Below are 21,565 nucleotides of genomic sequence, written 5' to 3'. Positions count from 1 at the left end.
TATTACTCCTGTCACATAATTCCCGCACCAAAATCACTTGCCATAGAACGTGCAGCAGGACCGCCAGTTAATGTCAGTCTCAAACGCGCTTGCCCAGCTGTCTTATCTTCACTGACAAATTTACGTTCCGTCCAAAGTGGCTGTGCGAGTTGTTCTGTTTCTTCTAATTTTAGGGAAGTGAAATCACCATCATCCAGTTGCAGCTCCATTTTGAAAGTCGAACCGCCTGGTAAAAAAGTTTTAATATAACTGGTTAGTCTCGACTTTTCTCCAAAGGAAAAAGCACGTGTGACATAGGTTGCTTCTTTTCTAATCTTGCCCGCGATCAATTCAATGGGAGCAAACAACACTGGCGATAGCTTCCCGGTCCCTTTTAAAATGGCACGTAACTGGACTTTTTCACTGATATATTCCGTTAAACTCAGCAATTGGAACGGTAAGAGTTGATAAATTGTACCGTTGTTGCGTTCAATTTCAAAGATGACAGAACATTCACTGGAAGGCAATTCAATCGCTGCACGCACCTGCAAATCAGAACATTCTTTAAGATCAAACTCACCTAAATCGACAGTTTTTTCTGTTTGTGTATAACGAGCAGCAAGTACACGAAATGCTAAGGCTTCATCTTGATGAGCTGTCCATGTTTGCGCATTCACAGAAGAAAAACGAGGACCTGTGATATAAGGATGGCTAGAAACATATCTTTGGTTTTCTTCGTCAAAATCTCCAAGTTTTGCTAATGAAACAGAATGATCGCCATCATCTGTTTTAATGACAAAGGCGGTTAAACGATCATTAAGCACAGTTAATGGAACACTATAACGTGCTGCAGCCCATCCCGTTTCAGCCTCTTTCATTGAATAAAGAGCTTGTGCTTGAATGTCAGATGTAGGATAGCCATTGTCTGTTGTAACAAGATCAATCATCAAATCATGAGCACGATTACCAATCTTGCAAATATGGAAATCAATACCTGTTATTTGCCGCGTTTCATCAGGCGTAAAGACTTGTGCTTGCGGATCAGATTTCTTCCATACACGCACTGTTGTCACACGCCGCATAACCTGCACATCAATCACACCTTGCCCTGTGAAAAGGCCTGTAGCCGTTGTTTTTCCTGTACCAACAGCAATGACGTTCTTTGTTCCTGCTGTGATGTCTTTGGGAATTTTAAATTTCCCTTCAATAATGCCTTGAGGATTGGCAGTAAGTGTCTCTTTTGGTAAAACATTAACGCCATCAAATGTCAGACTTTCTAAAATCTCTCCTTTACCAAAGCCTTCAATCTTAAAGTTGAGATCAATTTGTCTTAAGAAATCAATTTGCTCTTGATGTGTGCTGACCAGTTCATCCTTCGTTTCTGTAGTACGACCACCCCCAGGACGGCTGCCCATCGACAATTCATTGGTCACACCTGAAAGCCAATCTGTACGCTGAACACGCCAGAAGTCCGTTGCAGGGGTGAGAGCGAGTGTGCCTGGCAATGGGTCAAAGTTTTGATAAGGATTGATTTTCTCGCAAGCAGTCATCAATTCTTGCGCAATGATGACTTCATTCTCCCAATCAAGGGTAACAGGCTCATTTAAGGAAGCGTAGTAAAATGTAGGCTCAATGGCAAGGCGTAACAAGCCATGACCTATGGCACCTGTTTGCTCGATTCCTTCATCACGAAGACTGTCATCAAGAAAAGGATCGGCAATCATCCCTTTTTTAGAGACAGGTTCTTTTGAATCAACATTGCTCTTAATCTTTTCAAGCTGTAACAACCGATCAAGGTCAAGAACACGGTTAAAATAGCGCCACATTTCAGCATAAGGGGCAACACGTGTGCCATTATTATCGACACGTGGATAATCAAGCCAATTATTTGTGATCGTTGCAAGCGATAAGATATCATCAGGAACACTAGGTGCTATGGGATTGTCTGCTGAAATCCCCTGAATGTAAACCACTCCACCTTGAGCATTTAAGCCTATGCGGTCAATACGAGGGAGTTTGTAGGTGTAACTGACAATAATATCTCCACCTTCAGCACCATCTGAAACAGTAATTTCCCGCGCTGTGACCTTATCAGCATCCACCTTTGCACGATAATGATAGGTGACCTCATAAGTGCTACCTGGTTTAGGCTCATCACCAGATAAAGACCAGTCAATCGTATCACCAGTCTTTTTAAAGTCTACACCTTCTTTAAATTCCTTATCCCCTTGAACGACTTTCACAAAACTGACAACACTTTTATCGGGAACTCCATCACGCCCTGAGGCTACGCCACCGCGGGTGACATTAGTGGTCTTTTCTTTTGTGAGTAAAATAGAGTGAACAGTTGCGATGGGAAAATAATAAGTTTCAAACGTAAAGCTTGTCTTCTCCGATTTAGTTGCCTTGGCTTTCTTGGATGTAAAGAGATGTGTTTCACTTGGCACTATACCTTCACAGTAGTCTTCTGGCTCTTCATGCCTTAAAGCAGCAAGGCGTTTATGCTTAAAGCCATTAATATTGGCTTCGCCTTCTTCTATACTAAATATTTGTTTGCCATCATTTTGTCCTAAGGCTGTCACCCGACAACCATTGACAATATAATGCCCATGAGCACGGTCATAAGTTGCAATAGCTTGCAAGGCAGGCTCTAACAATGAAGGGGGCTTCTGATCAATCAAAGTGCCATCTTGTAAGATATAGACGGGGAAGAAAACACCTTCTTGTTTGTCATTTTGTAAAGCCCATACAAGCTTTGCTGTTTCCCTTGCTGCTCCTGGTTCACCTTCTGCCAATGTGCCTGGAATTTGACCTAATAACTGTGGATCATCTTCATGGGTTATCCATTGTTTTTGGAGTTTCACACCGATCTCTACACGTCCAAGCATGGGGACATTGTTTAAAACGGTTTCTGCTACAGGGAAAATATCCCCTGCGATAAAGATTTTCCCTTCTGTCAAAGTGACTTTTTGAGTGCTTTGATCAACGAAAGCATCGGCACGCTCAATACGGTCACCTTCTTTGGCCACAAGTCTTCCTAAACGATCATGACGGCCACGAATAATGGTTTGAACTTCATTGAGTTCTGCGCTTTGAATAAAGGGGCGTTCTCCATAGAATACGACGCTTTGTTGTTCGTCTTTGCCTACAGATCGGTCAATTGCAAACGGCAAACCGCTTTCATGCTCCATATTAAAACCTCAATAAAATTTTGAATTGTTCACGAACGTCTTTACGTAAAGATAGAGAGACAGGGGTTTTGAGAATCTCCACGCCATCAATAAGCTCATCAGGCTCTAACCATAGTTTGCCAGGCGAGATATGTTTTGCAGGAGCCGCATGCACGAAAACGGAAACAAACGCTGCTTGTTTATCGTTGATATCATCAAACTGTGTTCGTGCTGCAAGCAAAACTTTTGTACCCTTTATAAAGGGTGTAAAGCGATGACCTGAATAACTGTAAACTCCATCTGAAACTCTTGTCACTTGCTGGACAATGTTACATCTTCGATAACCAATCAGCTTATTATTGTTATCTCTTAAAGCCAGATAAAGGGTGCGATCTTTAAACCAATTCGCCATCAATATATCGCGCCCATTTTTTTGATCTGATACCCAAGGAACATTTGCTTCATCCCATGGATAATCTAAACTTTTCCAACTGAACTCCTCATTCTCATCATCAATCCAATTGTCAATAAGTTCATCATTTTCATTATAAAGGGAACGATCCTTAAACTGAGATGCTATCAATACATCATGCTCACTTATTTGCGCTGACTCCCAAGGGAAATTTGCTCTATCCCATGGATAATCTAAACCTTCCCAAACGAGCTCTTCTTGATCATCAATCCAATTGCCAATGAACTTTCCGTCTTCTTCAGTTAAAGTGAGGCTTATTTCTTTAGAACGCCCAAAGGAAAATACTGTGCCGCTTTCTGTCACGCACACACCACTTTGAGAGTCAAACATGCTGTCATCTAAGCGAGATATATTCCCTTCTACAATGGGAGCGTCATAACCATGAATACCACGCCAAAGATCAGAGCGCAAACATTCAGAAAGCTTAACGATCCCTTCAATAGCTTTAAGTTTGTCTGTATCAGGCAATTGATCAAAATAAAGCTGGAATGAATTCCACCATTTTCGCTCTGGCCATGCTCCTACGAAATGTGCATTCAGATCTAACCATTCAAGCCCTTTATCAATAGCCGCTAAAGATCCACGTACCCGCTGCCATTCCGGTCCCGTTTCAAGCAAAACAGAGAAATCCGGAACATAAGATGTTAGTTCTCCAAGCCCATATTCTTCAACCAACCATGGCAAGAAGCTTGGGTCTATGATATCAAGCTTTGCACGAGAGATAAAATTGATTGAATCTTCAATGTCTTTATGAAAGTCACAAGCATCGGCAAGGCGCTTTTCAAATTGTGTTGTATTTGTTGGAAGTAAGCACCCAAGCATTACTATAGACGCCCTTTGAAATTGAGTGTTACTTTACCAATGGCTAAAACCTCTTCACTGGAGACGGCAATATCATTTGTTGGGTTAACAGCAATGACTTTTTGCACACCAGGGATCATCAGTTTTGAAATCCACCATGATGAACTCAACTCACGACCAAGGGCTTGCTCTTTCTTCCAAGCTGCCCGTAAATTTGCTTCCATTTGGGTTAAGATCTCTAAAGAGATTTCAGGTAAGAGCCAAACATCTGCTTCTAAATCTAAAACCTTTGTCACTGCAGCGTGAACTTCAATGGTATCATTGGTCATAATCACACTTTTATCCGTCAGCACTTCTTTGACTCTTTGTAATAATTCCTCACTCGCTGTTCCTTGCTCATTCTTGCCAAAAATAGCCACGTGAATGGTAGGATTTCTTCCTTTTCGATAAATGACCGCATCCTTCACACGATTATCTGCTGATAAGGCGAAATACCTATAATAAGGCTCTGTTCCACCCCCTTTACCAGCCCGTACACGAAGCTTAATGCGTTCACGATAGTTGTCATCGCTTTCACCTTCTAAGCGTTCAACACCATGCCACTCACCCAAAGCATCAAGAGCTTCCCCCTTTGCAAAATCAAGAACAGTGTTGCGTGCAGCCTCATTAATACGCTGCCTTAATAAAAACTCTCTGTAACTTGCAACCTCAATGATTTTAACCGCTGGATCACTTTCCAAAGGTGTGTAATTGGGTAAAAGCTGTTTTAAACTCTCAAGACAAGCAGCACGTATTTCTTCAATAGAAAGCTCTGGAATGATTTCTGGTTTTATGAAATCCTCATTCATCCTATCTGCAATCCTTCCATAGTGATTGGCTTTCCTGAAGGGATGTAAATTCCTTCAAAAAACATGGAAACTTTTCCCGGTTCAACAGAAGTTAAATTCACTTGTTGAAGCTTTAAACGAGGCTCCCATCTATCTAAAGCCTCTGCAACAGCTGCATAAATGGCAACCTTAAAGGTTTCATTGACTGGATCATCAATCAGATCAAGAACACGTGATCCATAATCACGACGCATAACCCGTGTTCCTATCCGTGTCGTTAAAATATCTATGATGGACTGACGCAAGTGATCAACTCCGACCATGGATTTGCCTGTCTGACAATTCATTCCTACACTCAAATGGGGCCTCCCGTCATAGCATTACCAGATGTAACACCAGGGTGTTTATGGCCACTTCCGACGTTAACACTATTATGCTTTAACCCACTTGATTTAACAGACACCTCACCACCCGCTTTGAGAGAGGTGCCACTACTTGATTTAAGGGACATATGACTGCCTGACTCAAGAGAAACCCCATCACTTGATTTGATAGAAACATCTCCCTCTGCCTCCAGTGTCATGTTTCCATCTGCTTTTAAAGTCATATCACTTTCTGAAATAATCTTTATGCCCTCTGGAGCGGTGATTTCTAATTCACCTCCTTCACCTTTCATGGAAACGCCGTCGGATATCGTTAAAATGAATTTGCCTTCTGACTTAATCGTCAATGAGTAAGTGCTTGTCTCATCGTCATATTCAACCGTTGTGCCATCAGGGTATATGGTTGTATGGATATTGCCCTTATCAGCTGCTTGATTGGCATCTGTATGAATAGAGCCAATAATCATCCCTTGTGATAAATCACCTGATGTGGAAAGGACAATAACTTGCTCACCCACATCACGTCCTTCATAGGAACGAGTTTTTCCTGCACGGGCCTGTGTATCTGGAATCCAATCACTTACAATATGACCGCTTTGAACACGATAGCGTGCGTTTTTATGATCAACGTGGCTAATCTTGCCCACCATAACCATATTGGCCACACGCCTTTTTAAATCTGTGATTTCGCTATCACGCCGCTCTAACATGGGGAATTTCCAGTGGTTTGATATTTATCCTCATTGTTAGGCCCTGTATCGGGATCAAAGCCTACACAAGGTTCAAAAAAGACAGCGCCTTCTTCTTCAGGAGGGATATTGGTTACATAAGTGACTTCAAAGGTTAAAATGGAACCATGCAATGCTAAGGAGCCATTATCACCAAAGGCCATGGCTATGTTTTGTAAACGACAGTTTTCAACTGTGTTGTTGAGACTGGGGTTGCTATGGAAAATCGTTTCTATTTCCCAGGCTAATTGATCAACAAAACGTGCTCCATTGTCTCTTGTGTCATAGCATTCAACATCAACCGTTAAAATACGTCGTCTTGCCCCATAATCGTGCCCATCTTCTATCGTTTCGTTTGGGGTCGACACATTAATGAACGGGTGATCTCCAGTAGAGAAATTAAAGTTTCGCATATTGTAAACTTCATCACCAGCCGCTGTCTTGCCAACCTTAATCAACTCAACAAACGTCTCTCTTAATGTATCTCGTGGATGCATCTTAACTCCTGTTATATTGTCAAATGAAAAATTCACTACTCTATGTAAATAGTTGGTTAAGTAAGGTGGTAGTTTTTTGTTTCTCCACTCCGGTAAAAATTTACCGTAGTTATAAAGTTTTTTTTCATTAAAATACTGTTCAATACGATTTTTAATTCAGTTTCTAAATTCAGATTTCATTTCTGAAAAGACATGTAAGTCATGGGCATTGACTGTGGTTCGAATAGATGTATCTCTTCGAAGCTGTAATTCTTTTCTTTATAGCTCTATATGAATTAAAGTACACTTTTTTGTTGACGATATCATATTTTAAGTGTACATAAAATATATGAAGATAGTGTGGGATGAACCAAAAAGAGTTTCGAACATTGATAAACATAAGCTTGATTTTGCAGATGTTATTTATTTTGACTGGGAGCACGCCTTTATTGATGCAATACATTCAAACCGCATGAAAGCTATTGGACATTTTGCTGATAACACAGCAGTTATTATTTTTGCAAAACTGGGTATTGAAGCAATGTCTATTATCAGTTTTCGTCAAGCAAATAAGAAAGAAAGAGAGGTTTTTAATGACTATCAAAAAAACCTTTAAAGAAGGATGTGGCTACACAAAAGAAGATTGGGATGCAGTGGATTCGCCACCACTTACAGACGAAGAGCTTGCACGCTTAAAACCAGCTAAAGAAATTTTACCTACCTCCTTCTTTAAATATGTAACAGAAGAGCGTCGTAAGCGTGGACGCCCACCAGTTAAATCTCCCAAACAAGCGATTACTCTACGTCTTGACCCCAAAGTTATTGCCTCTTTTAAGGAACAAGGTAAAAACTGGCGTACGCGTATGGGTGAAATCTTAACAAAAGCAAGTGGTTGCTAAAACCAAACGCAAAAAAGGAATTAAACCACAATGTTAATTATCTCTCCACCTGTGAAGATGAGAGAGTAATAAAAATATTTTACTTCACATTAAATACAGATTCCTCACGCAGGATAAGCTTGTACATATTGGATTCCGACGCTTGCACATTTGCGACAGAAAAATTCTCCTGGGAAGCAAGCAAAACAATATGATCTCCTAGTTCAGGAAGCATGTCTCCAATATCATCGATACAGACATCAAGTTCTTTCCTTGGGATTGTTGTTTTGATTCTTCCCCCAGCTTCTTGCTCTGCATGCTTAATGCTATAAATCGCTGTGATATGAAAAGATTGTCCTGTTTTCTTTTGTGTATAGATAATGGGCTGCCCAAAAGTGTCACGTACATCTTCTATCATTTGACTGAGCAGCCCGTGCCATTGCATTTTATTGTGCTTTCACTGTTGCTTTGAAAAGCATTTCAGGACGCGCGCAAATGAAGAGTGGATAACTGTATACTTCAGCTCTCACCCACGCGTCATTATCGCGATCTATAACAAGTGTAGGATAAAGAGGTTTACCGACTGTATTAACAACCTTCCAACTTTCACCCGGAGCAAATGTTTTTTGGAATACACCAGGCACATTAACAGGAACAAATTGACATTCATCAGGCTTAATACCTATGCTTCGTTTTGTCTTGGATTTAGTATTCATATTATAATCATGAATGTTGCAGTAATTAACAAACGTCGCACCAGCAAAATCAAAACTTCCAAAGCTTCCTAATTCAATAGCTCCAGGCGTTGCGATACCTGCTGTACTATTTAATGTTTGTGCTAAAGATGTGTTGAGATAAGTTTCACGAATTGTTTTGTGATTTTTTAACTTGAAAAAGAATTCATCTCCACAAAACCCAATAATTCGTGAACGAGTGGAAAATGTATTGCCTGAAGCTTTAACCATCTTGATGCGAATTTGATTAACCATATAAGAAACATCGGTTGTGTCCTCATTTAGTTTAAAATCAATAGGCTCTGGTGGTGTGATCCCCCATTCCTTATACCAATCATAAAGCACTGATCCATCAGCATCGAGAACAATACCTTGAATAGCTCCAAGCTGCATATTTTCCCAGGTCAGTTCAATTTCCCCAATCAGATTCTTTTGCCTTTTAGCGATAAATTTCATCGCTGTTTCAAGCTGGTCTTCTGTACCAAACTCTCGGCGGTCTTGAATTTCTTCCGCCTTTATTGTGTCGCTTTTAGCAATACGTATTGTTGGAAAAAACCGAACGTTGCGACTATCTCTATCAGCTTCTATTAAAGGTGCGCCGCGTTTACTCGTTGGAATGAGTGATAATTTGTTGTCACGTCTCTCAATTCCAACCGTTGTCTTGTTTGTCTCAACTTCCTCAAAAAGGTTAAGTGAGCCAATCAGATCAGGTTTAAACGCATAATTTTCAATTGCTTTCATCATTGTCACCATTGAGAAAGCATTGTGATTAAAAAAACTTATATCCATATTTGTATGTCTCCTATCGCAATAGAACGTTGTTTTTTTCTAAGATCTGAATGGCTGCTTGCTTTTTCTCTTCATCAATTTTGTCAGGCCATATCAGTTCAGATGCTTTTACCGTGCATAAACGCACTGTAATCGTTGCTCGTTGATCGCTTTGTGAGACATCAACATTGGCATAAGAAATGCCCGCTGGAATTTCACTGCCATCTGATGCATCAGGGTTAAACGGCACATATTTGCCCGTTGTTGTCACGAGCCCCATAACGGTTCCTGCTGCGATTTCAGATCCTTTTGCAAAGATGACTTCCTCGTTTGACATGTCAGGGTTGTAACGCCCAAGATAAGCACTATCATGAGGACCTTCATAAAAAACTTTACTCATTGTATTGCCCTCCAAACTTTGTCCCATTTTGCATAAATATTTGCCTGAGTATTTCCTTCCGGATGGGGTGCATAAGGCGATACAACTAAGGATTCGCTTTGTGATGTAGCATTAGCTAGAATAATGCTCTTTGCTTCCTCTAAGCTCATACCATCTTGAATAGCTTGTGCGGCATTAAAAGAAACACCTAGACGCTGAGCTTGCTTTTCCAGAGTCATAAAGCTCTGAGCACGCTTTCTTTCTTGTTCAAGTGCCGCTTGAATACCTGCATCCTTATCTTCATTAAAGACTTCAGCGTTAATACCAATGTCGACAGCGCTTACTTCTGCAGAAACTTCAATCTTTTCGCTTTCCTCTCCTGCAGGCAATTGTGTGGAAAGCTCACCATCATCTTTGGCGCGATATCTTGTCCGTAATAGATTCACCATATATTTAATTCCTTTGTTTGATTTCATATTCAGGATTATTGAATGGAAGCGGTTAGAGCTTCCAAAGCTTGTGCAAATGTGCCTTGCGCATCTGCTAACCCAAGCTCTACAGCCTGGGTGCCTATAAATGTCTCTGCTTTCGTGTCGCGGATCGCTTGAACACTCATAGATCTGTTTTGTGCAACTAAATTGACAAACATGTCGTAGAAAAGCGCACAATCTGCTTGCATCTTTTCAAGGGCTTTATCAGGCAGTGGCTCATGAGGATTTCCGTGAACTTTGTGATCCCCTTCATAGACAAAAGTCCATTTATATCCGTCCATTTCATCAGCACGCGACTGATCAAGGTGAGCGCATACAACTCCAATGGATCCAACAATTCCTGTGCGTGCAACCCAGATTTGAGAAGCCGCACAAGCAATGGCATAAGCTGCTGAACACGCCACTTCATTAGCATGTGCCCAAATGGGTTTGTTATATTGTTGTGAAAGCGCACGAAATTCGTCAACTAAATCAAAAACACCACCTGCTTCGCCACCACCACTATCAATATCCAATAGAATTGCATGAACATCAGGTTGCTCAATGGCTTCTTGAAAAGAGGCTTGCAAACCATTGTAAGAAGTTAATCCTGATGCTGCACTAAGCCATGCACCACGACGTACAAGTGTGCCATGAACCGGAAGAATAGCCACATGATTTTTAACCACATAAGTCTCTGGGGGAGCTTGAAAGAGGGGATCCTCTTGGGAAAATGCTCCAACTGGAAATTTACTCCCCTCAAAAAGGCGTGGTGTCATAGCATTGAGAATGACATCAAACTTTGTAGGGACAAGCATATGCGGTACATTAAAAAGTCGTGAGACCAAAAATGGCATATCAATATTATTCTTCATCTTCATGCACTTTATTGTCGAGATCACTTTCATCCGGTTCGTCAACGTTACTCAAACCAGTAGAAGAATCTTCACCATCTGTATCGAATGATAATCCCCGTGCTTTTGCGTCTTTTTGCTCTTCTTCCAACTCTGCATGAATGGTATCAATATCAAAACTACGCTCAGCAAGTGCCATACGTCGTGTTTTTAGACCTGCTCGGATTTCTTCTTTTTCAGCTGAGATGTCTTTATTGGGATCAATCATCTCAAGTGGGGGTGCAAAGCTTTCACATTGGATCCATGGTAAGGGATTTTCTTCCCATCCTGGTAATTCAACACACCCAGCAAGCACGGCAAATTGAACAAAACGTTCCCAAACAACGCGATTGAATTGAAAAGCAATGATATTTTCACGCCATTGTTTGATGTGGCGTCTAAACTGAATAATGGACGTGCGCACATTAGAAAAGTTCCCTCGTGTGACATCACCTGTGACAATGGCGTAAGGTATATTTAAAGCTGCTGCAATTTTTAAATTATTGCGATATTGAAAGGCCTCATAAGAGCCTCCAACTTCCACAGGGTTAGAGAATGTAATTTGTCTGTTGCCATCCACGACATTGATCGATCCTGGCGTCATTGGCAAGTCGGGAAGTTTTTGTGAGGGAGGTTCGGATTGATTTTCATCATGATTGTCTGGTGCCATCTCACCAGATTCTGACCCTGTGATAAAGACAGCAAAAAGAGCAGCGGTTCTTTTTCTCTCAATTTCTGCATCGTCATAACATTCAAGTTGAAAGAGTTTTGTCATACAGCGCGTAACTTTGGGGCATCCACGTAGTTGTCCTGCAGTGCGGCGATCTTTGATATGAATAACCAATTCAGCAGGGACTCTAACGCGTTCTTGATCTGTAAATAGCTGAGTTACCTGATGATCATCGTAAGGGTGACGCTTCCAAAAATGATAAGCAACACGCTTGCCCTTTGCATTAAATTCAATTCCCATACGAATGGTGTGGCCTTCAGTGTCTGCTGGTCCGTTGTAGGTTAAGTCCAGCATTTCTGAAGGGTAAATTTGCAATTGAAGAGGTACACGTGAGCGCTCATAAAAGTCGATATAATGTAGCCTTACAAAACACTCACCGGTTAAAAAAACCTCACGAGCAATTGTTGCTTGAAGACCATAAAAATTAGCATCTTCATCATAATCAGCCTCATCGACCCATTGCCACCAAAGATCAAGAAGCTTTTTCTTTTCTTCCTGAAACCCTTCAATTCTAGGATAAGGCTTAATTCCATCACCTACTGCTGCTGAGACCCATTCTTCCGTTGCAGATCCGTAAAGGGGTTCATTGTCATAGAGCCATCTTGAACGAGCAACAATTGTATCACCACATTCTTCAATGGCTTTATTGATGTGTTTTTTTGCAGGATCAAACCCATTTAATCGACGGCTACGACTTGCTGCTTCAAAATGGGGGTTATGATTGATTTGATGTATAAGAGAAGATGTCATTAATAGCCTCGTGATGCCCTAAGATAAAAAGGATGGAAAGGATATAAAGGTTTGTACCCTTCAAGAAGAGCTATTTCATCGGCCAACATTGTAAGGGCTTTGCGTATATCTTCAGTCGAACGATGATTGACTTGCTTATCGCCGTGGCGCACAGACTGTGCACCTGAATAAAGAGCATTTTCCAATTGTTCTCGTCGTTTTTTAAGCTGTGCAAGTCTTTCGTATTTCCAGTTTATTTGCTTTGATTTTTCGTACATAGATTACTCCCTATTGCCTTGCATGTAGGCGCTGATCGATGTTCTGATAAGTTGCTTTTGAGGTTTTGGTCTCAGTCTTTTTGGGTAGTGTGAAGCTGTTGAAGGGGTTTCAACATTTTCAAGTCTTTTCAAGCGCTCTTCTAAGATGTCGACTTCTTTATTAAGATTGAGACCTGCTAAAATCAGACCCTGTAAGGCAGCGTAAGCATAAACCCTACAATCGAGAGCCTCGTTTCTTGCTGTTTCACTTTTATGCCATTCTATCCGTTGATGGCCTTTAAAATATTTGATGACCTTTTTTTCAGCAGTCAGCTGCTCAAAATATTCTCTATCAAGGTTTTTATGAAAGTGCGTTGCACCAGCTCCTGATGCTTCAGGACCTGATTTTTTAAAGCGCCTTGTGATGGTATCTTTTGCTGAATCAACACCAACGATATATAAATTAATCTGTCCTTTGTTGTTTTTACTGGGGCGACGTGGCCATACAGGGCGTGATCCTGCGTGTCCTTTAATGCCCCAGATACGCTTTCCTTCACGAGGACGCACATAATTGTAAACGTCTTGTGTATGGTTACCCCCTGTATCAATACAAGCTGCTGCTATCTTTATTCCGTCTTTGAAACCAGGATGGGGCCATCGTTTTTGAAGATACTCATCCAACTGATCCCAAACGTCTAGAGAAGAGGGGTCACCCGGCAGAACTTGATAATCAATGTTCCAACTTTCCTCACCACGTCCCCAACCTACAACTTCAAGCTCTAAGCGATCATTTTGTACATCAATGCCTGCTGTGAGAAGGACTGCTTTGGCAGGGGCAAGAGGATAGTCTTCACGTTGGGCATACAGGCTATCTGGATCAATGACTTCTCCTGATTTATCTTCCCATGGTTCACCTAGAATGATGTTAACAAAAGTCTGTAAAAGTGCGGGGTCATCTTTAGATTCTAAGAACTTGAGAGCACACTCTCCCCATGTCATCCAAGGTGAATAGAGTGCTGAAATATGGTAAGAGCGCAAACGAGGTTTAATTGGCTCTTGTGTTGGTATCCAACAAGCTCCCCTTTCTTCAGACAGTAAATCTTCCTTACGGTGTTCAGCATGCTCATGACCGCAATGCGCACAAACAAATACAGCCTGTTCAGGAGCCCCTTTTGGCCATTTAATTTGTGACCAGACAATAGGTTGAAGCGTGCCACATCCATCACAAGGTACATTGTAATATCTCTGATCTCCTAAAACAAAATCTTTAGCTATACGACTTGTGTCACGATGAGTTGGTGTTGATAATTTAAAAATCTTGCGTTGAATAAAAGTTGCAGTACGTGCTTCAGCAAGATTGACAGGATCTCCTTCTCCATCAACATTCAATGGATAGCCATCAACTTCATCAAGAACCAAATAACGAATAGGCATTGATCGCAAGCCAGCAGCACTATTGGCTCCTGTAAGCATTAATACCCCACCATCAAATTCTTTCGAAAACATTGTATTCCCACTATCCCTAGCGCGGGCAGGAGAGATACGTTCGCTTAATGCAGGGCTGGCCTTAATCATAGGGTCAAGACGGGTCTTAGATACTTTCTTTGCCATCTCAACTGTAGGCATCACATAAAGAACAGGACCAGGACTATGGTGAATAGCATAACCACAAAAGTTCAAGCCAGCCTCTGACATATCAATCTGTGCACCTTTCATCACCACTGTTTTTTCAACGGGTACGTAAGAGGAAAGATTGTCCATGATTTCCCGTAAATAAGGGGTACGTTTAGTTCTCCATAATCCAGGTTCAGCACTGGCTACTGTACTCAAATAACGGTTTTTATCTGCCCATTGTGAAACTGTGTAAGGGGGATCTGGTTGACATGCTTGACTGGCATGAAAATAAAAAAAACCTTCTCCTGTATCAGTCATTCTTTTCCTCCTTATGATCGGGAGTGTCTTGATCATGGAAAGGAACCGGAACTTTTATGATCTCCTGCAAAGCTTCTCGGATATAGTGATCAATGGCACCAATCAGACTTGCGGCATTACACTCAACCTTTGCTGCAATACGGGCACCGTAACGATGAGGAAAATGCAGCATGATATCACGATAAGCTCTTCCAAAATTACGTGCTTCCCTCCTTACTTTTTCACGGTCAAGTGTTGTTTCTTTTTTCTGCTCAAGATCAATCGTTTCACTTTCAAGTGCAATTTGCATTCTCTGGAGTTTTATCTTGTGTTCATTAGCCCCTTCTATAGAAGCCTGCTTTGTCTTTGTGCGAGGCTTTCCATCATCGCCTACAATATAGGCTTGCTTGGTGGGATTCTCATTCCATAAAGCTGTGGCTAATTTTTCATTGATAGAACCGTCATCATAAAGCGCTTCATCAAACTTCCCCGTCTTAAAACGGGCAATAACCGCATTAGGATAAACGCCCATCTTCTTCGCAAACGCTCGAGCCGACAGTCCTTGTCTATTCTTTTTATTCATAATTTTTCCGTGATTGAATGTTTTTTATTGATTTTTTCTTTTAAATTGGTATCATATCACGATACATAAACTAATAAATGAAAGTAATTTGGTGATTGAAAACTTTGCGGATAAACGATGTAAGGACCTTCTAGAAGGTAAGCTACCAAAAGGTTTTCCGGTGGCCTTGATGCGCATGGCTCAAAGAAAATTATTTATGCTCGATAAAGCAGCTAATCTTAAAGATCTACGTAGCCCCCCGGGAAATCGCTTAGAAGCATTGAAAGGTGATCGCCGTGGTCAATATTCTATCCGTATCAATGACCAATTTCGTATTTGTTTTGAGTGGCGTTCTAATGGTGCTTATAAAGTTGAAATTGTAGATTATCATTGATCTGTAGGAGTTTGAGATGAAAAATTACATAGCGATCCATCCCGGAGAAATTCTACGGGAGGAATATTTAAAAGAATATGCCCTTTCTACTTATGCTCTTGCTAAAGCATTAAATGTTCCACGTACCCGGATAGAGCGTATTGTTGCTGAAAATAGCCCTATAACTCCTGATACAGCGCTAAGATTGGCCTATTTTTTTGATACCACAGCTGAGTTTTGGCTTAACATGCAAGCTGCTTACGATGTTAATGTACTACAAACTGAAAAAGCTGACGAATTTGCTAAAATAGATAAATTTAAACAAATGGCTTAGAAACTATCCCGTTATAAAATAGAAACATTGTACAATGCACACATATAAATTGTTACTTATCAATAAGTTATGTGTACAATGTACAGTTATTTAAAAATTCTGTCGCTAGCGATATGTCGCGCTTGATTGCCCCGCAACACACCTACCCCACTGGAAAGTACCTTTTAAAAACTTTTCTCTCGATAATTTGGTTTGAAACATTAAAATCATCATATGCTTTGTATGTAATTGGTATGGTTTAAGAGCGTGGGGCCTTTTGATTGACCATATATTCTTGCCGAGCAATTTGGCTCTGGATGTTTTTGGTTAGCCTCTCACGTGCATGGTGTTCAATAGAACTTGAGACCTTTGGTTTAGACATGACATAAGCAATCGAGGTGCCATCTTGTTTTGCAATGGGGAACCTATCTCCAGAGGTTCTTGTAAAGACGTGTCCTCCCATCTTTAGATTGACACGCTCTGGAAATTTCCCACCTCGGATAAAACCATGGGGCATGACTTCTTTTTTGCCAAAGATTTTATAAATCACACCACGTTTCGTTTCCCTTGCCTTAAAAATCTTAAGAGGCAATGGTGAAGCTGAACCAATGATATCCGCTTCAAGAAATTTAGCTGTGGCTTTGCCGCTAATGTAGACACCTTTCTTAACGCGCTTTGGTGGAATTGAAGCATCTTCTGCAACTTTCTTTTCTGCAAAACGTTCAACCTGCTTTGCTGTGGTGTTAATCGCATTACGCAATGCCCAATGAAGACGTGGGGCTTGAAGACTTGTAAAAGTATTTTCTGCCTGTTGCAGATACCACTTGGCATGGATCTTTAACCCCAAAACCTAATCCTTTTTAGTGTATAGTTTTTTGAGTATCTTCAATTTCTCTCATTTCCAATTTTGGAAGATGACGAACAATTTTCATTGTTTCTAGACTTACAGTAATTACCCGTTGAAACAATTCTAAGGGGTAAGCAGGATTACCAATAATGACACGAATATCTCGTTTTTCCTGACGTGACTGACATTTATTGTTTTGCTTCATGCAAATCACTCATCTGATCTTTTCCCTGCTCATAAAGCTGGAATGTATCGGTTAAACAAATCCCTTCAAATGGCACATAATCTCCACCCATAATGCTATGATATGTGGCTTCAATATTAATGCCCGCGATATAGTATGCTAACGGTACTATTTCATTGGCATAGATTTCATGACGGAATTTATATTCCATCTCCTCTTTTTTAATCAGTCCAGATTGTAAAAGCGGTGTGATAAAAGTTCCCGTTCCCGTAAACGGGTCCATAATCTTAACACCAGGTGAACCAAGTGTTTTGCCAAATTCAGTTTGTAATACCTCATTGACTGAGTGAATAATAAAATCTACAACCTCAATAGGAGTGTAGACAATACCCAGTTTTTGAGCAGTGAGTGGAAATGCATAACGGAAAAACTTTTCATAAATCTCTAAAATCAATTTTTGCTTTTCTTGTGGATCGGTAAGTCCACTGGCCCGTAATTTTACACCAGCGTAAAAGCTTTCAAGATCTTTAGATTTTTGCTCAAAGTTAGCTTCTTTAAGCGCGTCAAGTACACGCTGTATAGCAGGTGACACAGGATTTTCACGAGTAAACTGGTATTCTTCAAACAACACTTTAAACACAGGAAGCATGATAATATGCTGTGCAAGCATTTCAATCGCATCGCCCTCTGTGGTTGTGTTATTTAAATCATCACGCAATTTTGCTAAAAAACTGTCAAAGGCCTGCCTAACTTCAGTATCTGGTTCGGCTAAAATGCTTGTTAAGCGCGTGATATAATTTTTAACAGTTTCAGCAAAGCGCTCAACTTGCTTTGCATGGCTATTTGACTTCACAGTTTAAGCTTTCTTTGTCGTCGTACGCGTCGAGGATTTAGAAGTTTTTGCTTTTGCAGACTGTTCACTAGATTCTACTGATGTTTGCTCAACATCTTGAGTGTCTACATCTACAGGGACTTCTTGCTCATTAAGCCCTAGTTTTTCATCGACAGTTTGTTCAACTTCTTTAACGATCTGTGTAACCTCTTGAATGTCTACATCTACAGGGTTTTCTTGCTCATTAAGCTCTTTTTGAGATTGTTTGTCAGACTCTATAGACGTTTGTGTAATCTGCTCAACGACCTGTGGAACCTCTTGAGTGTTTACATCTACAGAAACTTCTTGCTCATTAGGTTTAGGTTTTTCATTAACATTTTGTGCTAGCCATTGTTGATAAAGCTTGACAGCACCAGCGCGTTTAAGGCGATCATAAACCTGATAAGAAACCTCAACGAATGGTTTACTTTTTGTGGGAGGCTCAAAACGAACGGTGGCTTTGTTATCACCAAGAACACACATAGGTCTTGTGATGACCACTTGTACTTTTTCCATGATTATTCCTTTGGAGAAATTGAAATATAAAAAAACCTCACTCTCAGGAGGGGAGGAGTGAGGCCAGTAAATAGTAGATTTAATAATGACGAAGTTTGAGTTGTTTAATAAAAAACCCTGCATTCACAGGGCTTTTAACAACAACATTCAAAAGAAAAACTTACATAAATCTGTAATTTTGGGCGCAACAAAACTAGTACAGTAACGTTATTAAATACTATTTATATCCCCATGTCAACTAAAAAAATCATAATCTGGTATTTTTTATTTCAATCAACCTAAATATGGTATTTGTTAAGTGTAAATGGTCATATGACGTGCAGTATTAACTGTACTTAATTTGCGAACTTAACGCACAATCTTGCCTCAAATAAATATAATTTTTTAATGTATAAAACAACATTTATGTTGTATTGAAACATTTTAGATATTATTCTATTATTATGAATAGTCAAGAATTGAAAAGATATCTCACAAAACAAGGCTGTAGTTTCATCCCAGGAAAAGGCGGTCATTTAATTGTAAAACGCGGTTCCAAAAAATCTGTTTTGCCTATGCATGGTGCGCGAAAGGAATTAGGGACAGGATTGGTTCAAAAGATCCTCAAAGATCTTGATTTGAAATAAATCATAACCTCAATGAAAGGAACGTAAAAATGAAATATGCCATTAAATTCATTAAAGATAATAATGATACCCTTATTGTTATTGCTAAAGACTTTCAAGAGTTCATCACTTATGGAAACAATGAAAAAGAAGCTTTAGAACACGCTAAAAATGCACTTTTAACAGTTATTGAAGGGCGTTTTCAAGACCGTGAAACCATCCCTTTTGGAACTCATGATATTGCTTACCCTTTTATTGAAGTATCTTCATTGATCACTTTAAAAATTGCAATCCATAATGCCATGGTCGAAAAAAATTTGCGTAAAGCCGATCTCGTGCGTCTTTTGCAACTTCACCCTATACAAATCGATCGATTGTTAGACCTAAATCATGAAACAAAACTAGATACTTTAGAATCCGTTCTCCTTACTCTCGGAAAATCAGTTACTATTGATATTCAAGATGCTGCTTAAAGTTTACAAGGTTTTTTTTCCGGGCAGTATTTCTGAAGAGCATTCAGAGCCATGCGTAAAGAGTTGACAAGATGTGGCAGTTGTTGATCTTCAATAACCAGATGCTCTAATGCAGCATGAAGATTGTACCGACGATGCAGTCTCTGTGTTTCTCTGATAACCTCTTGCATCGCTTTATAGCGATCAGTTGCTACTTCAATCCATTTTTCAAGACTTTCTTGATCGTGATTAGTAGTGATTCCATCATAAACCGCACCCGGCAATTGTTTCGCACACCGATAATTGTTTAGCACTTGAATATATTGCTGTGACGCATCATACTGATCTTGATTAATCTTTTTTTCCAATAAATATAACCGCCCTACATAAGTACCCATAAGTGGGTTTTTCGCATCTTGAATACTCACCCCATAACGTTTTGCACGCATTTCAAGAGTTAATTGATCAACAGGCTCACGAGGCTTTTTTGCACGTGAAATACGTCCATTGGGTTCTCTTATTTGACCTTCTATTCTAGGTCTTCCCCTTTTTTTGCGTTTCTTCATAAATTAATTTTCCTGATTAAAACGGGATTCTGTCATTCAAAGTCGTTTCTAAATATTGCTCCTGCCTACTATTCTCCCATGCCACCGCTTGCTCTTGAGTAGCCATGTCAGAATCAGACTTTTGAGCACTATCAAGGATCTTTAATTCACCCCTATATTGCGGCAAGACAATTTCTGTTGTGTAGTGTGTTTGCCCACTTTTATCTTGCCATTTACGCGTCTGTAATTGACCTTCAATATAAACCTTGGAACCTTTGCCCAGATACTGAAGCGCAACCTTTGCAAGATGTGGATTAAAAATCACAACAGAATGCCATTCTGTTTTCTCTACTTTTTCACCTGTTGTTTTATCTATATATCTTTGAGAAGTGCCTATACGAAAATTCGCCACTTCTACTCCAGATGGCATTGTTCTGCTTTCTGGATCAGCACCCAGATAGCCAATTAAAGTTACTTTATTAAGCATGTTTGATATCTTTTCTAAGGAAAATAATTGAAACGAAATACGGATATGAAAAGCTACTTTTACTATAGCATATATAGTACATTTTTCCAAAGAAAAAATGACATAAATAACTGAAAATAAACATTTTATTGTTGATTTATCAGTGCATAAATGCTGTTTTGTGATATAATTTCATTGGGTTGGTTCTAAGCAAATTATAGACCAGCGCATTTGTTGAAATTTGAGCAATTTTTTCAAGACTATAACAATACAACTCTTAAAGATAATTCTCTTGAGATAGAAAAACTATATCAGTTGTTTTTAGATAAAAAACGCATTGCAATTACTTGTTTTGAAGCAAATGTATGCATGTGTCACAGAGGGCAAATTGCACACGCTCTCTCCAAACGACCTCAGTGGAAATTAAAATAAAACATATCTGACGAATAAACTAACAAATACTTGACTTACAAACGTGCATTGTGTATCGTATCAAGTATCAAAAGGTGAATTATGGCAATCGTTAGTTTTAAGCATAAGGGGTTAAAATTATTCTTTGAAAGAGGGATATGCAAGGGTATACAATCTGCACATGCTCAAAAACTAGCAAATATTTTGGTGATTTTAGATACAATATCTTCTCCTGAGCAAATGAAAATTAAGTCATACCGTCTTCATAAATTGACAGGAGAATTAAAGGGCTATTGGTCAATGCGTGTCAATGCAAATTGGCGCGTTACTTTTCGTTTCATTGGAACAGACGTTGAACTTGTTGATTATCAAGACTATCATTGATTTTTGAGGTGTTATTATGATGTACAATCCTCCACATCCAGGTGGCATTTTAAAAGAAGAATTGCTTGATGAACTGAAATTAACAGTCACAGAAGCTGCAAGTCGTCTCGGTGTTGCGCGTTTAACTTTATCGCGTGTTTTAAATTGCAATGCAGCAATCAGCATTAATCTAGCCCTACGGTTAGAAAGGGCGGGTTTAAATAATGCAGAATTTTGGCTTAAACTGCAACAAAAGCACGATTTATGGCAAGCACGACAGAGTAACTCGATTCTGCATATTGCGCCTTTTGAACAAACAGAACATCTTTAGAAAAAGCTTAAAAACCACTTCCCCTTTTTGTTAGAAAAGGAGAGTAAGCACCATTTACTCCAAAGGAGAGTAGACAGCATTTAAGTTAAACAAATGTACAAGACTGTTTATGAAACCACGCATTTGAAGGCAAATAGTGCA

The 21,565-nt window shown here is 39.8% G+C and carries 26 protein-coding genes and 3 pseudogenes; 9 read left to right on the top strand and 20 right to left on the bottom strand.

All coding sequences use genetic code 11. The annotated features are described in order from the left end of the window. Positions 1–11: 11 nt before the first annotated feature. The 6 genes and pseudogenes from BWD121_RS04265 to BWD121_RS04240 form a co-directional block, all read right to left on the bottom strand. On the bottom strand, positions 12–3,170 hold the full coding sequence (locus BWD121_RS04265; protein ID WP_078663269.1) for a DUF4815 domain-containing protein: 3,159 nt from the start codon (positions 3,168–3,170) through the stop codon (positions 12–14). A gap of 1 nt (position 3,171) precedes the next feature. Beyond that, positions 3,172–4,443, bottom strand: a complete 1,272-nt coding sequence (locus BWD121_RS04260) for a phage tail protein (RefSeq protein ID WP_078663268.1) — start codon at positions 4,441–4,443, stop codon at positions 3,172–3,174. 2 nt (positions 4,444–4,445) lie between these two features. Then, positions 4,446–5,270, bottom strand: a complete 825-nt coding sequence (locus BWD121_RS04255) for a baseplate J/gp47 family protein (RefSeq protein ID WP_078663267.1) — start codon at positions 5,268–5,270, stop codon at positions 4,446–4,448. Then, positions 5,267–5,596 carry a GPW/gp25 family protein gene (locus BWD121_RS04250; RefSeq protein ID WP_240536685.1) on the bottom strand — a complete coding sequence of 110 codons (330 nt, stop codon included), beginning with the start codon at positions 5,594–5,596 and terminating at the stop codon, positions 5,267–5,269. The genes BWD121_RS04255 and BWD121_RS04250 overlap by 4 nt, the downstream gene beginning before the upstream one ends. An 8-nt stretch (positions 5,597–5,604) precedes the next feature. Next, a complete protein-coding gene (locus BWD121_RS04245; protein ID WP_078663265.1) occupies positions 5,605–6,342 on the bottom strand; it encodes a phage baseplate assembly protein V in 738 nt (245 codons plus the stop codon). Beyond that, positions 6,326–6,857 (bottom strand): annotated as a pseudogene (locus tag BWD121_RS04240) (hypothetical protein). The gene BWD121_RS04245 and the pseudogene BWD121_RS04240 overlap by 17 nt, the downstream one beginning before the upstream one ends. Positions 6,858–7,185: 328 nt before the next feature. On the opposite strand from BWD121_RS04240, the gene BWD121_RS04235 reads away from it, so the two are divergent. Further along, entirely contained in the window at positions 7,186–7,452 is a 267-nt protein-coding gene (locus BWD121_RS04235) for a BrnT family toxin (protein ID WP_078663510.1), read from the top strand. Beyond that, positions 7,430–7,735 carry a BrnA antitoxin family protein gene (locus tag BWD121_RS04230; RefSeq protein ID WP_010704182.1) on the top strand — a complete coding sequence of 102 codons (306 nt, stop codon included), beginning with the start codon at positions 7,430–7,432 and terminating at the stop codon, positions 7,733–7,735. Before BWD121_RS04235 ends, BWD121_RS04230 begins: the two co-directional genes overlap by 23 nt. A 79-nt stretch (positions 7,736–7,814) precedes the next feature. Here the strand turns inward: BWD121_RS04230 and BWD121_RS04225 are convergent, their stop codons facing one another. The 9 genes and pseudogenes from BWD121_RS04225 to BWD121_RS04185 form a co-directional block, all read right to left on the bottom strand. Then, complete coding sequence (locus BWD121_RS04225; RefSeq protein ID WP_078663509.1) at positions 7,815–8,159, bottom strand: hypothetical protein; 345 nt, start codon at positions 8,157–8,159, stop codon at positions 7,815–7,817. 1 nt (position 8,160) lies between these two features. After that, positions 8,161–9,237, bottom strand: a complete 1,077-nt coding sequence (locus BWD121_RS04220; protein ID WP_078663508.1) for a major capsid protein — start codon at positions 9,235–9,237, stop codon at positions 8,161–8,163. Positions 9,238–9,250: 13 nt separating this feature from the next. After that, positions 9,251–9,616, bottom strand: coding sequence for a head decoration protein (locus tag BWD121_RS04215; protein ID WP_078663507.1), 366 nt, complete (start codon positions 9,614–9,616; stop codon positions 9,251–9,253). Further along, positions 9,613–10,044: a hypothetical protein gene (locus BWD121_RS08465; protein ID WP_240536693.1), complete on the bottom strand. Its 432-nt coding sequence runs from the start codon at positions 10,042–10,044 to the stop codon at positions 9,613–9,615. The genes BWD121_RS04215 and BWD121_RS08465 overlap by 4 nt, the downstream gene beginning before the upstream one ends. Positions 10,045–10,085: 41 nt before the next feature. Beyond that, a pseudogene (locus tag BWD121_RS04205) lies at positions 10,086–10,940 on the bottom strand (S49 family peptidase); the annotation flags it as partial. Then, positions 10,930–12,438, bottom strand: coding sequence for a phage portal protein (locus BWD121_RS04200; RefSeq protein WP_078663506.1), 1,509 nt, complete (start codon positions 12,436–12,438; stop codon positions 10,930–10,932). The pseudogene BWD121_RS04205 and the gene BWD121_RS04200, both read right to left, overlap by 11 nt. After that, positions 12,438–12,695: a hypothetical protein gene (locus BWD121_RS04195; RefSeq protein ID WP_078663505.1), complete on the bottom strand. Its 258-nt coding sequence runs from the start codon at positions 12,693–12,695 to the stop codon at positions 12,438–12,440. The genes BWD121_RS04200 and BWD121_RS04195 overlap by 1 nt, the downstream gene beginning before the upstream one ends. Positions 12,696–12,698: 3 nt before the next feature. After that, positions 12,699–14,606, bottom strand: coding sequence for a phage terminase large subunit family protein (locus BWD121_RS04190; RefSeq protein ID WP_078663504.1), 1,908 nt, complete (start codon positions 14,604–14,606; stop codon positions 12,699–12,701). Then, a complete protein-coding gene (locus tag BWD121_RS04185) occupies positions 14,599–15,168 on the bottom strand; it encodes a hypothetical protein (protein WP_078663503.1) in 570 nt (189 codons plus the stop codon). Before BWD121_RS04185 ends, BWD121_RS04190 begins: the two co-directional genes overlap by 8 nt. A gap of 91 nt (positions 15,169–15,259) precedes the next feature. Here BWD121_RS04185 and BWD121_RS04180 point away from each other — a divergent pair, with 91 nt between their 5' ends. Both BWD121_RS04180 and BWD121_RS04175 read left to right on the top strand, forming a co-directional pair. Next, positions 15,260–15,541 carry a type II toxin-antitoxin system RelE/ParE family toxin gene (locus BWD121_RS04180; RefSeq protein WP_010703922.1) on the top strand — a complete coding sequence of 94 codons (282 nt, stop codon included), beginning with the start codon at positions 15,260–15,262 and terminating at the stop codon, positions 15,539–15,541. 16 nt (positions 15,542–15,557) lie between these two features. Next, positions 15,558–15,854 (top strand): HigA family addiction module antitoxin, encoded by a 297-nt coding sequence (locus BWD121_RS04175; RefSeq protein WP_078663502.1) that lies wholly within the window; start codon positions 15,558–15,560, stop codon positions 15,852–15,854. 238 nt (positions 15,855–16,092) lie between these two features. Here BWD121_RS04175 and BWD121_RS04170 read toward each other — a convergent pair whose 3' ends face one another. From BWD121_RS04170 to BWD121_RS04155, 3 genes and pseudogenes are all read right to left on the bottom strand, one after another. Beyond that, a complete protein-coding gene (locus tag BWD121_RS04170; protein ID WP_078663501.1) occupies positions 16,093–16,680 on the bottom strand; it encodes a phage tail protein in 588 nt (195 codons plus the stop codon). A gap of 130 nt (positions 16,681–16,810) precedes the next feature. After that, positions 16,811–17,678, bottom strand: a pseudogene (locus BWD121_RS04160) (N-6 DNA methylase); the annotation flags it as partial. 42 nt (positions 17,679–17,720) lie between these two features. Then, entirely contained in the window at positions 17,721–18,251 is a 531-nt protein-coding gene (locus BWD121_RS04155) for a hypothetical protein (RefSeq protein WP_078663498.1), read from the bottom strand. A 443-nt stretch (positions 18,252–18,694) separates the two neighbouring features. Between BWD121_RS04155 and BWD121_RS04150 the strand changes: the two genes are divergently transcribed. Both BWD121_RS04150 and BWD121_RS04145 read left to right on the top strand, forming a co-directional pair. Next, the gene (locus BWD121_RS04150) at positions 18,695–18,877 is read left to right on the top strand and encodes a type II toxin-antitoxin system HicA family toxin (protein WP_078663497.1); all 183 of its coding nucleotides are present in this window, start codon (positions 18,695–18,697) and stop codon (positions 18,875–18,877) included. Between the two features lie 29 nt (positions 18,878–18,906). Beyond that, the gene (locus BWD121_RS04145; RefSeq protein WP_078663496.1) at positions 18,907–19,329 is read left to right on the top strand and encodes a type II toxin-antitoxin system HicB family antitoxin; all 423 of its coding nucleotides are present in this window, start codon (positions 18,907–18,909) and stop codon (positions 19,327–19,329) included. Here the strand turns inward: BWD121_RS04145 and BWD121_RS04140 are convergent. After that, a complete protein-coding gene (locus BWD121_RS04140; protein ID WP_078663495.1) occupies positions 19,326–19,874 on the bottom strand; it encodes a hypothetical protein in 549 nt (182 codons plus the stop codon). The genes BWD121_RS04145 and BWD121_RS04140 overlap by 4 nt on opposite strands. A 16-nt stretch (positions 19,875–19,890) precedes the next feature. Further along, complete coding sequence (gene ssb / locus BWD121_RS04135; RefSeq protein WP_078663494.1) at positions 19,891–20,340, bottom strand: single-stranded DNA-binding protein; 450 nt, start codon at positions 20,338–20,340, stop codon at positions 19,891–19,893. 210 nt (positions 20,341–20,550) lie between these two features. On the opposite strand from ssb, the gene BWD121_RS08235 reads away from it, so the two are divergent. From BWD121_RS08235 to BWD121_RS04125, 3 genes are all read left to right on the top strand, one after another. After that, positions 20,551–20,751 (top strand): DUF488 family protein, encoded by a 201-nt coding sequence (locus BWD121_RS08235; RefSeq protein WP_143245253.1) that lies wholly within the window; start codon positions 20,551–20,553, stop codon positions 20,749–20,751. Between the two features lie 81 nt (positions 20,752–20,832). Further along, positions 20,833–21,114 (top strand): type II toxin-antitoxin system RelE/ParE family toxin, encoded by a 282-nt coding sequence (locus BWD121_RS04130; RefSeq protein WP_078663493.1) that lies wholly within the window; start codon positions 20,833–20,835, stop codon positions 21,112–21,114. A 16-nt stretch (positions 21,115–21,130) separates the two neighbouring features. Continuing rightward, complete coding sequence (locus BWD121_RS04125) at positions 21,131–21,424, top strand: HigA family addiction module antitoxin (protein WP_078663492.1); 294 nt, start codon at positions 21,131–21,133, stop codon at positions 21,422–21,424. Positions 21,425–21,565 lie beyond the last annotated feature (141 nt).

Source organism: Bartonella sp. WD12.1 (genome assembly GCF_002022415.1).
In the GTDB taxonomy this organism is placed as follows: domain Bacteria; phylum Pseudomonadota; class Alphaproteobacteria; order Rhizobiales; family Rhizobiaceae; genus Bartonella.
This window is presented reverse-complemented; position numbering and strand designations above follow the sequence as displayed.

Excerpts from the sequence above, each read along its gene's own strand:
- BWD121_RS04145 (WP_078663496.1), top strand. The coding sequence starts at position 18,907 with ATGAAATATGCCATTAAATTCATTAAAGATAATAATGATACCCTTATT.
- BWD121_RS04255 (WP_078663267.1), bottom strand. The coding sequence starts at position 5,270 with ATGAATGAGGATTTCATAAAACCAGAAATCATTCCAGAGCTTTCTATT.
- BWD121_RS04150 (WP_078663497.1), top strand. The coding sequence starts at position 18,695 with ATGAATAGTCAAGAATTGAAAAGATATCTCACAAAACAAGGCTGTAGT.
- BWD121_RS08465 (WP_240536693.1), bottom strand. The coding sequence starts at position 10,044 with ATGGTGAATCTATTACGGACAAGATATCGCGCCAAAGATGATGGTGAG.
- BWD121_RS04130 (WP_078663493.1), top strand. The coding sequence starts at position 20,833 with ATGGCAATCGTTAGTTTTAAGCATAAGGGGTTAAAATTATTCTTTGAA.
- BWD121_RS04245 (WP_078663265.1), bottom strand. The coding sequence starts at position 6,342 with ATGTTAGAGCGGCGTGATAGCGAAATCACAGATTTAAAAAGGCGTGTG.
- BWD121_RS04225 (WP_078663509.1), bottom strand. The coding sequence starts at position 8,159 with ATGCAATGGCACGGGCTGCTCAGTCAAATGATAGAAGATGTACGTGAC.
- BWD121_RS04175 (WP_078663502.1), top strand. The coding sequence starts at position 15,558 with ATGAAAAATTACATAGCGATCCATCCCGGAGAAATTCTACGGGAGGAA.
- BWD121_RS04215 (WP_078663507.1), bottom strand. The coding sequence starts at position 9,616 with ATGAGTAAAGTTTTTTATGAAGGTCCTCATGATAGTGCTTATCTTGGG.
- ssb (WP_078663494.1), bottom strand. The coding sequence starts at position 20,340 with ATGCTTAATAAAGTAACTTTAATTGGCTATCTGGGTGCTGATCCAGAA.
- BWD121_RS04200 (WP_078663506.1), bottom strand. The coding sequence starts at position 12,438 with ATGACATCTTCTCTTATACATCAAATCAATCATAACCCCCATTTTGAA.
- BWD121_RS04265 (WP_078663269.1), bottom strand. The coding sequence starts at position 3,170 with ATGGAGCATGAAAGCGGTTTGCCGTTTGCAATTGACCGATCTGTAGGC.
- BWD121_RS04220 (WP_078663508.1), bottom strand. The coding sequence starts at position 9,237 with ATGGATATAAGTTTTTTTAATCACAATGCTTTCTCAATGGTGACAATG.
- BWD121_RS04185 (WP_078663503.1), bottom strand. The coding sequence starts at position 15,168 with ATGAATAAAAAGAATAGACAAGGACTGTCGGCTCGAGCGTTTGCGAAG.
- BWD121_RS04230 (WP_010704182.1), top strand. The coding sequence starts at position 7,430 with ATGACTATCAAAAAAACCTTTAAAGAAGGATGTGGCTACACAAAAGAA.
- BWD121_RS04140 (WP_078663495.1), bottom strand. The coding sequence starts at position 19,874 with ATGAAGAAACGCAAAAAAAGGGGAAGACCTAGAATAGAAGGTCAAATA.
- BWD121_RS04195 (WP_078663505.1), bottom strand. The coding sequence starts at position 12,695 with ATGTACGAAAAATCAAAGCAAATAAACTGGAAATACGAAAGACTTGCA.
- BWD121_RS04190 (WP_078663504.1), bottom strand. The coding sequence starts at position 14,606 with ATGACTGATACAGGAGAAGGTTTTTTTTATTTTCATGCCAGTCAAGCA.
- BWD121_RS04260 (WP_078663268.1), bottom strand. The coding sequence starts at position 4,443 with ATGCTTGGGTGCTTACTTCCAACAAATACAACACAATTTGAAAAGCGC.
- BWD121_RS04235 (WP_078663510.1), top strand. The coding sequence starts at position 7,186 with ATGAAGATAGTGTGGGATGAACCAAAAAGAGTTTCGAACATTGATAAA.
- BWD121_RS04125 (WP_078663492.1), top strand. The coding sequence starts at position 21,131 with ATGATGTACAATCCTCCACATCCAGGTGGCATTTTAAAAGAAGAATTG.
- BWD121_RS04155 (WP_078663498.1), bottom strand. The coding sequence starts at position 18,251 with ATGGAAAAAGTACAAGTGGTCATCACAAGACCTATGTGTGTTCTTGGT.
- BWD121_RS04250 (WP_240536685.1), bottom strand. The coding sequence starts at position 5,596 with ATGAATTGTCAGACAGGCAAATCCATGGTCGGAGTTGATCACTTGCGT.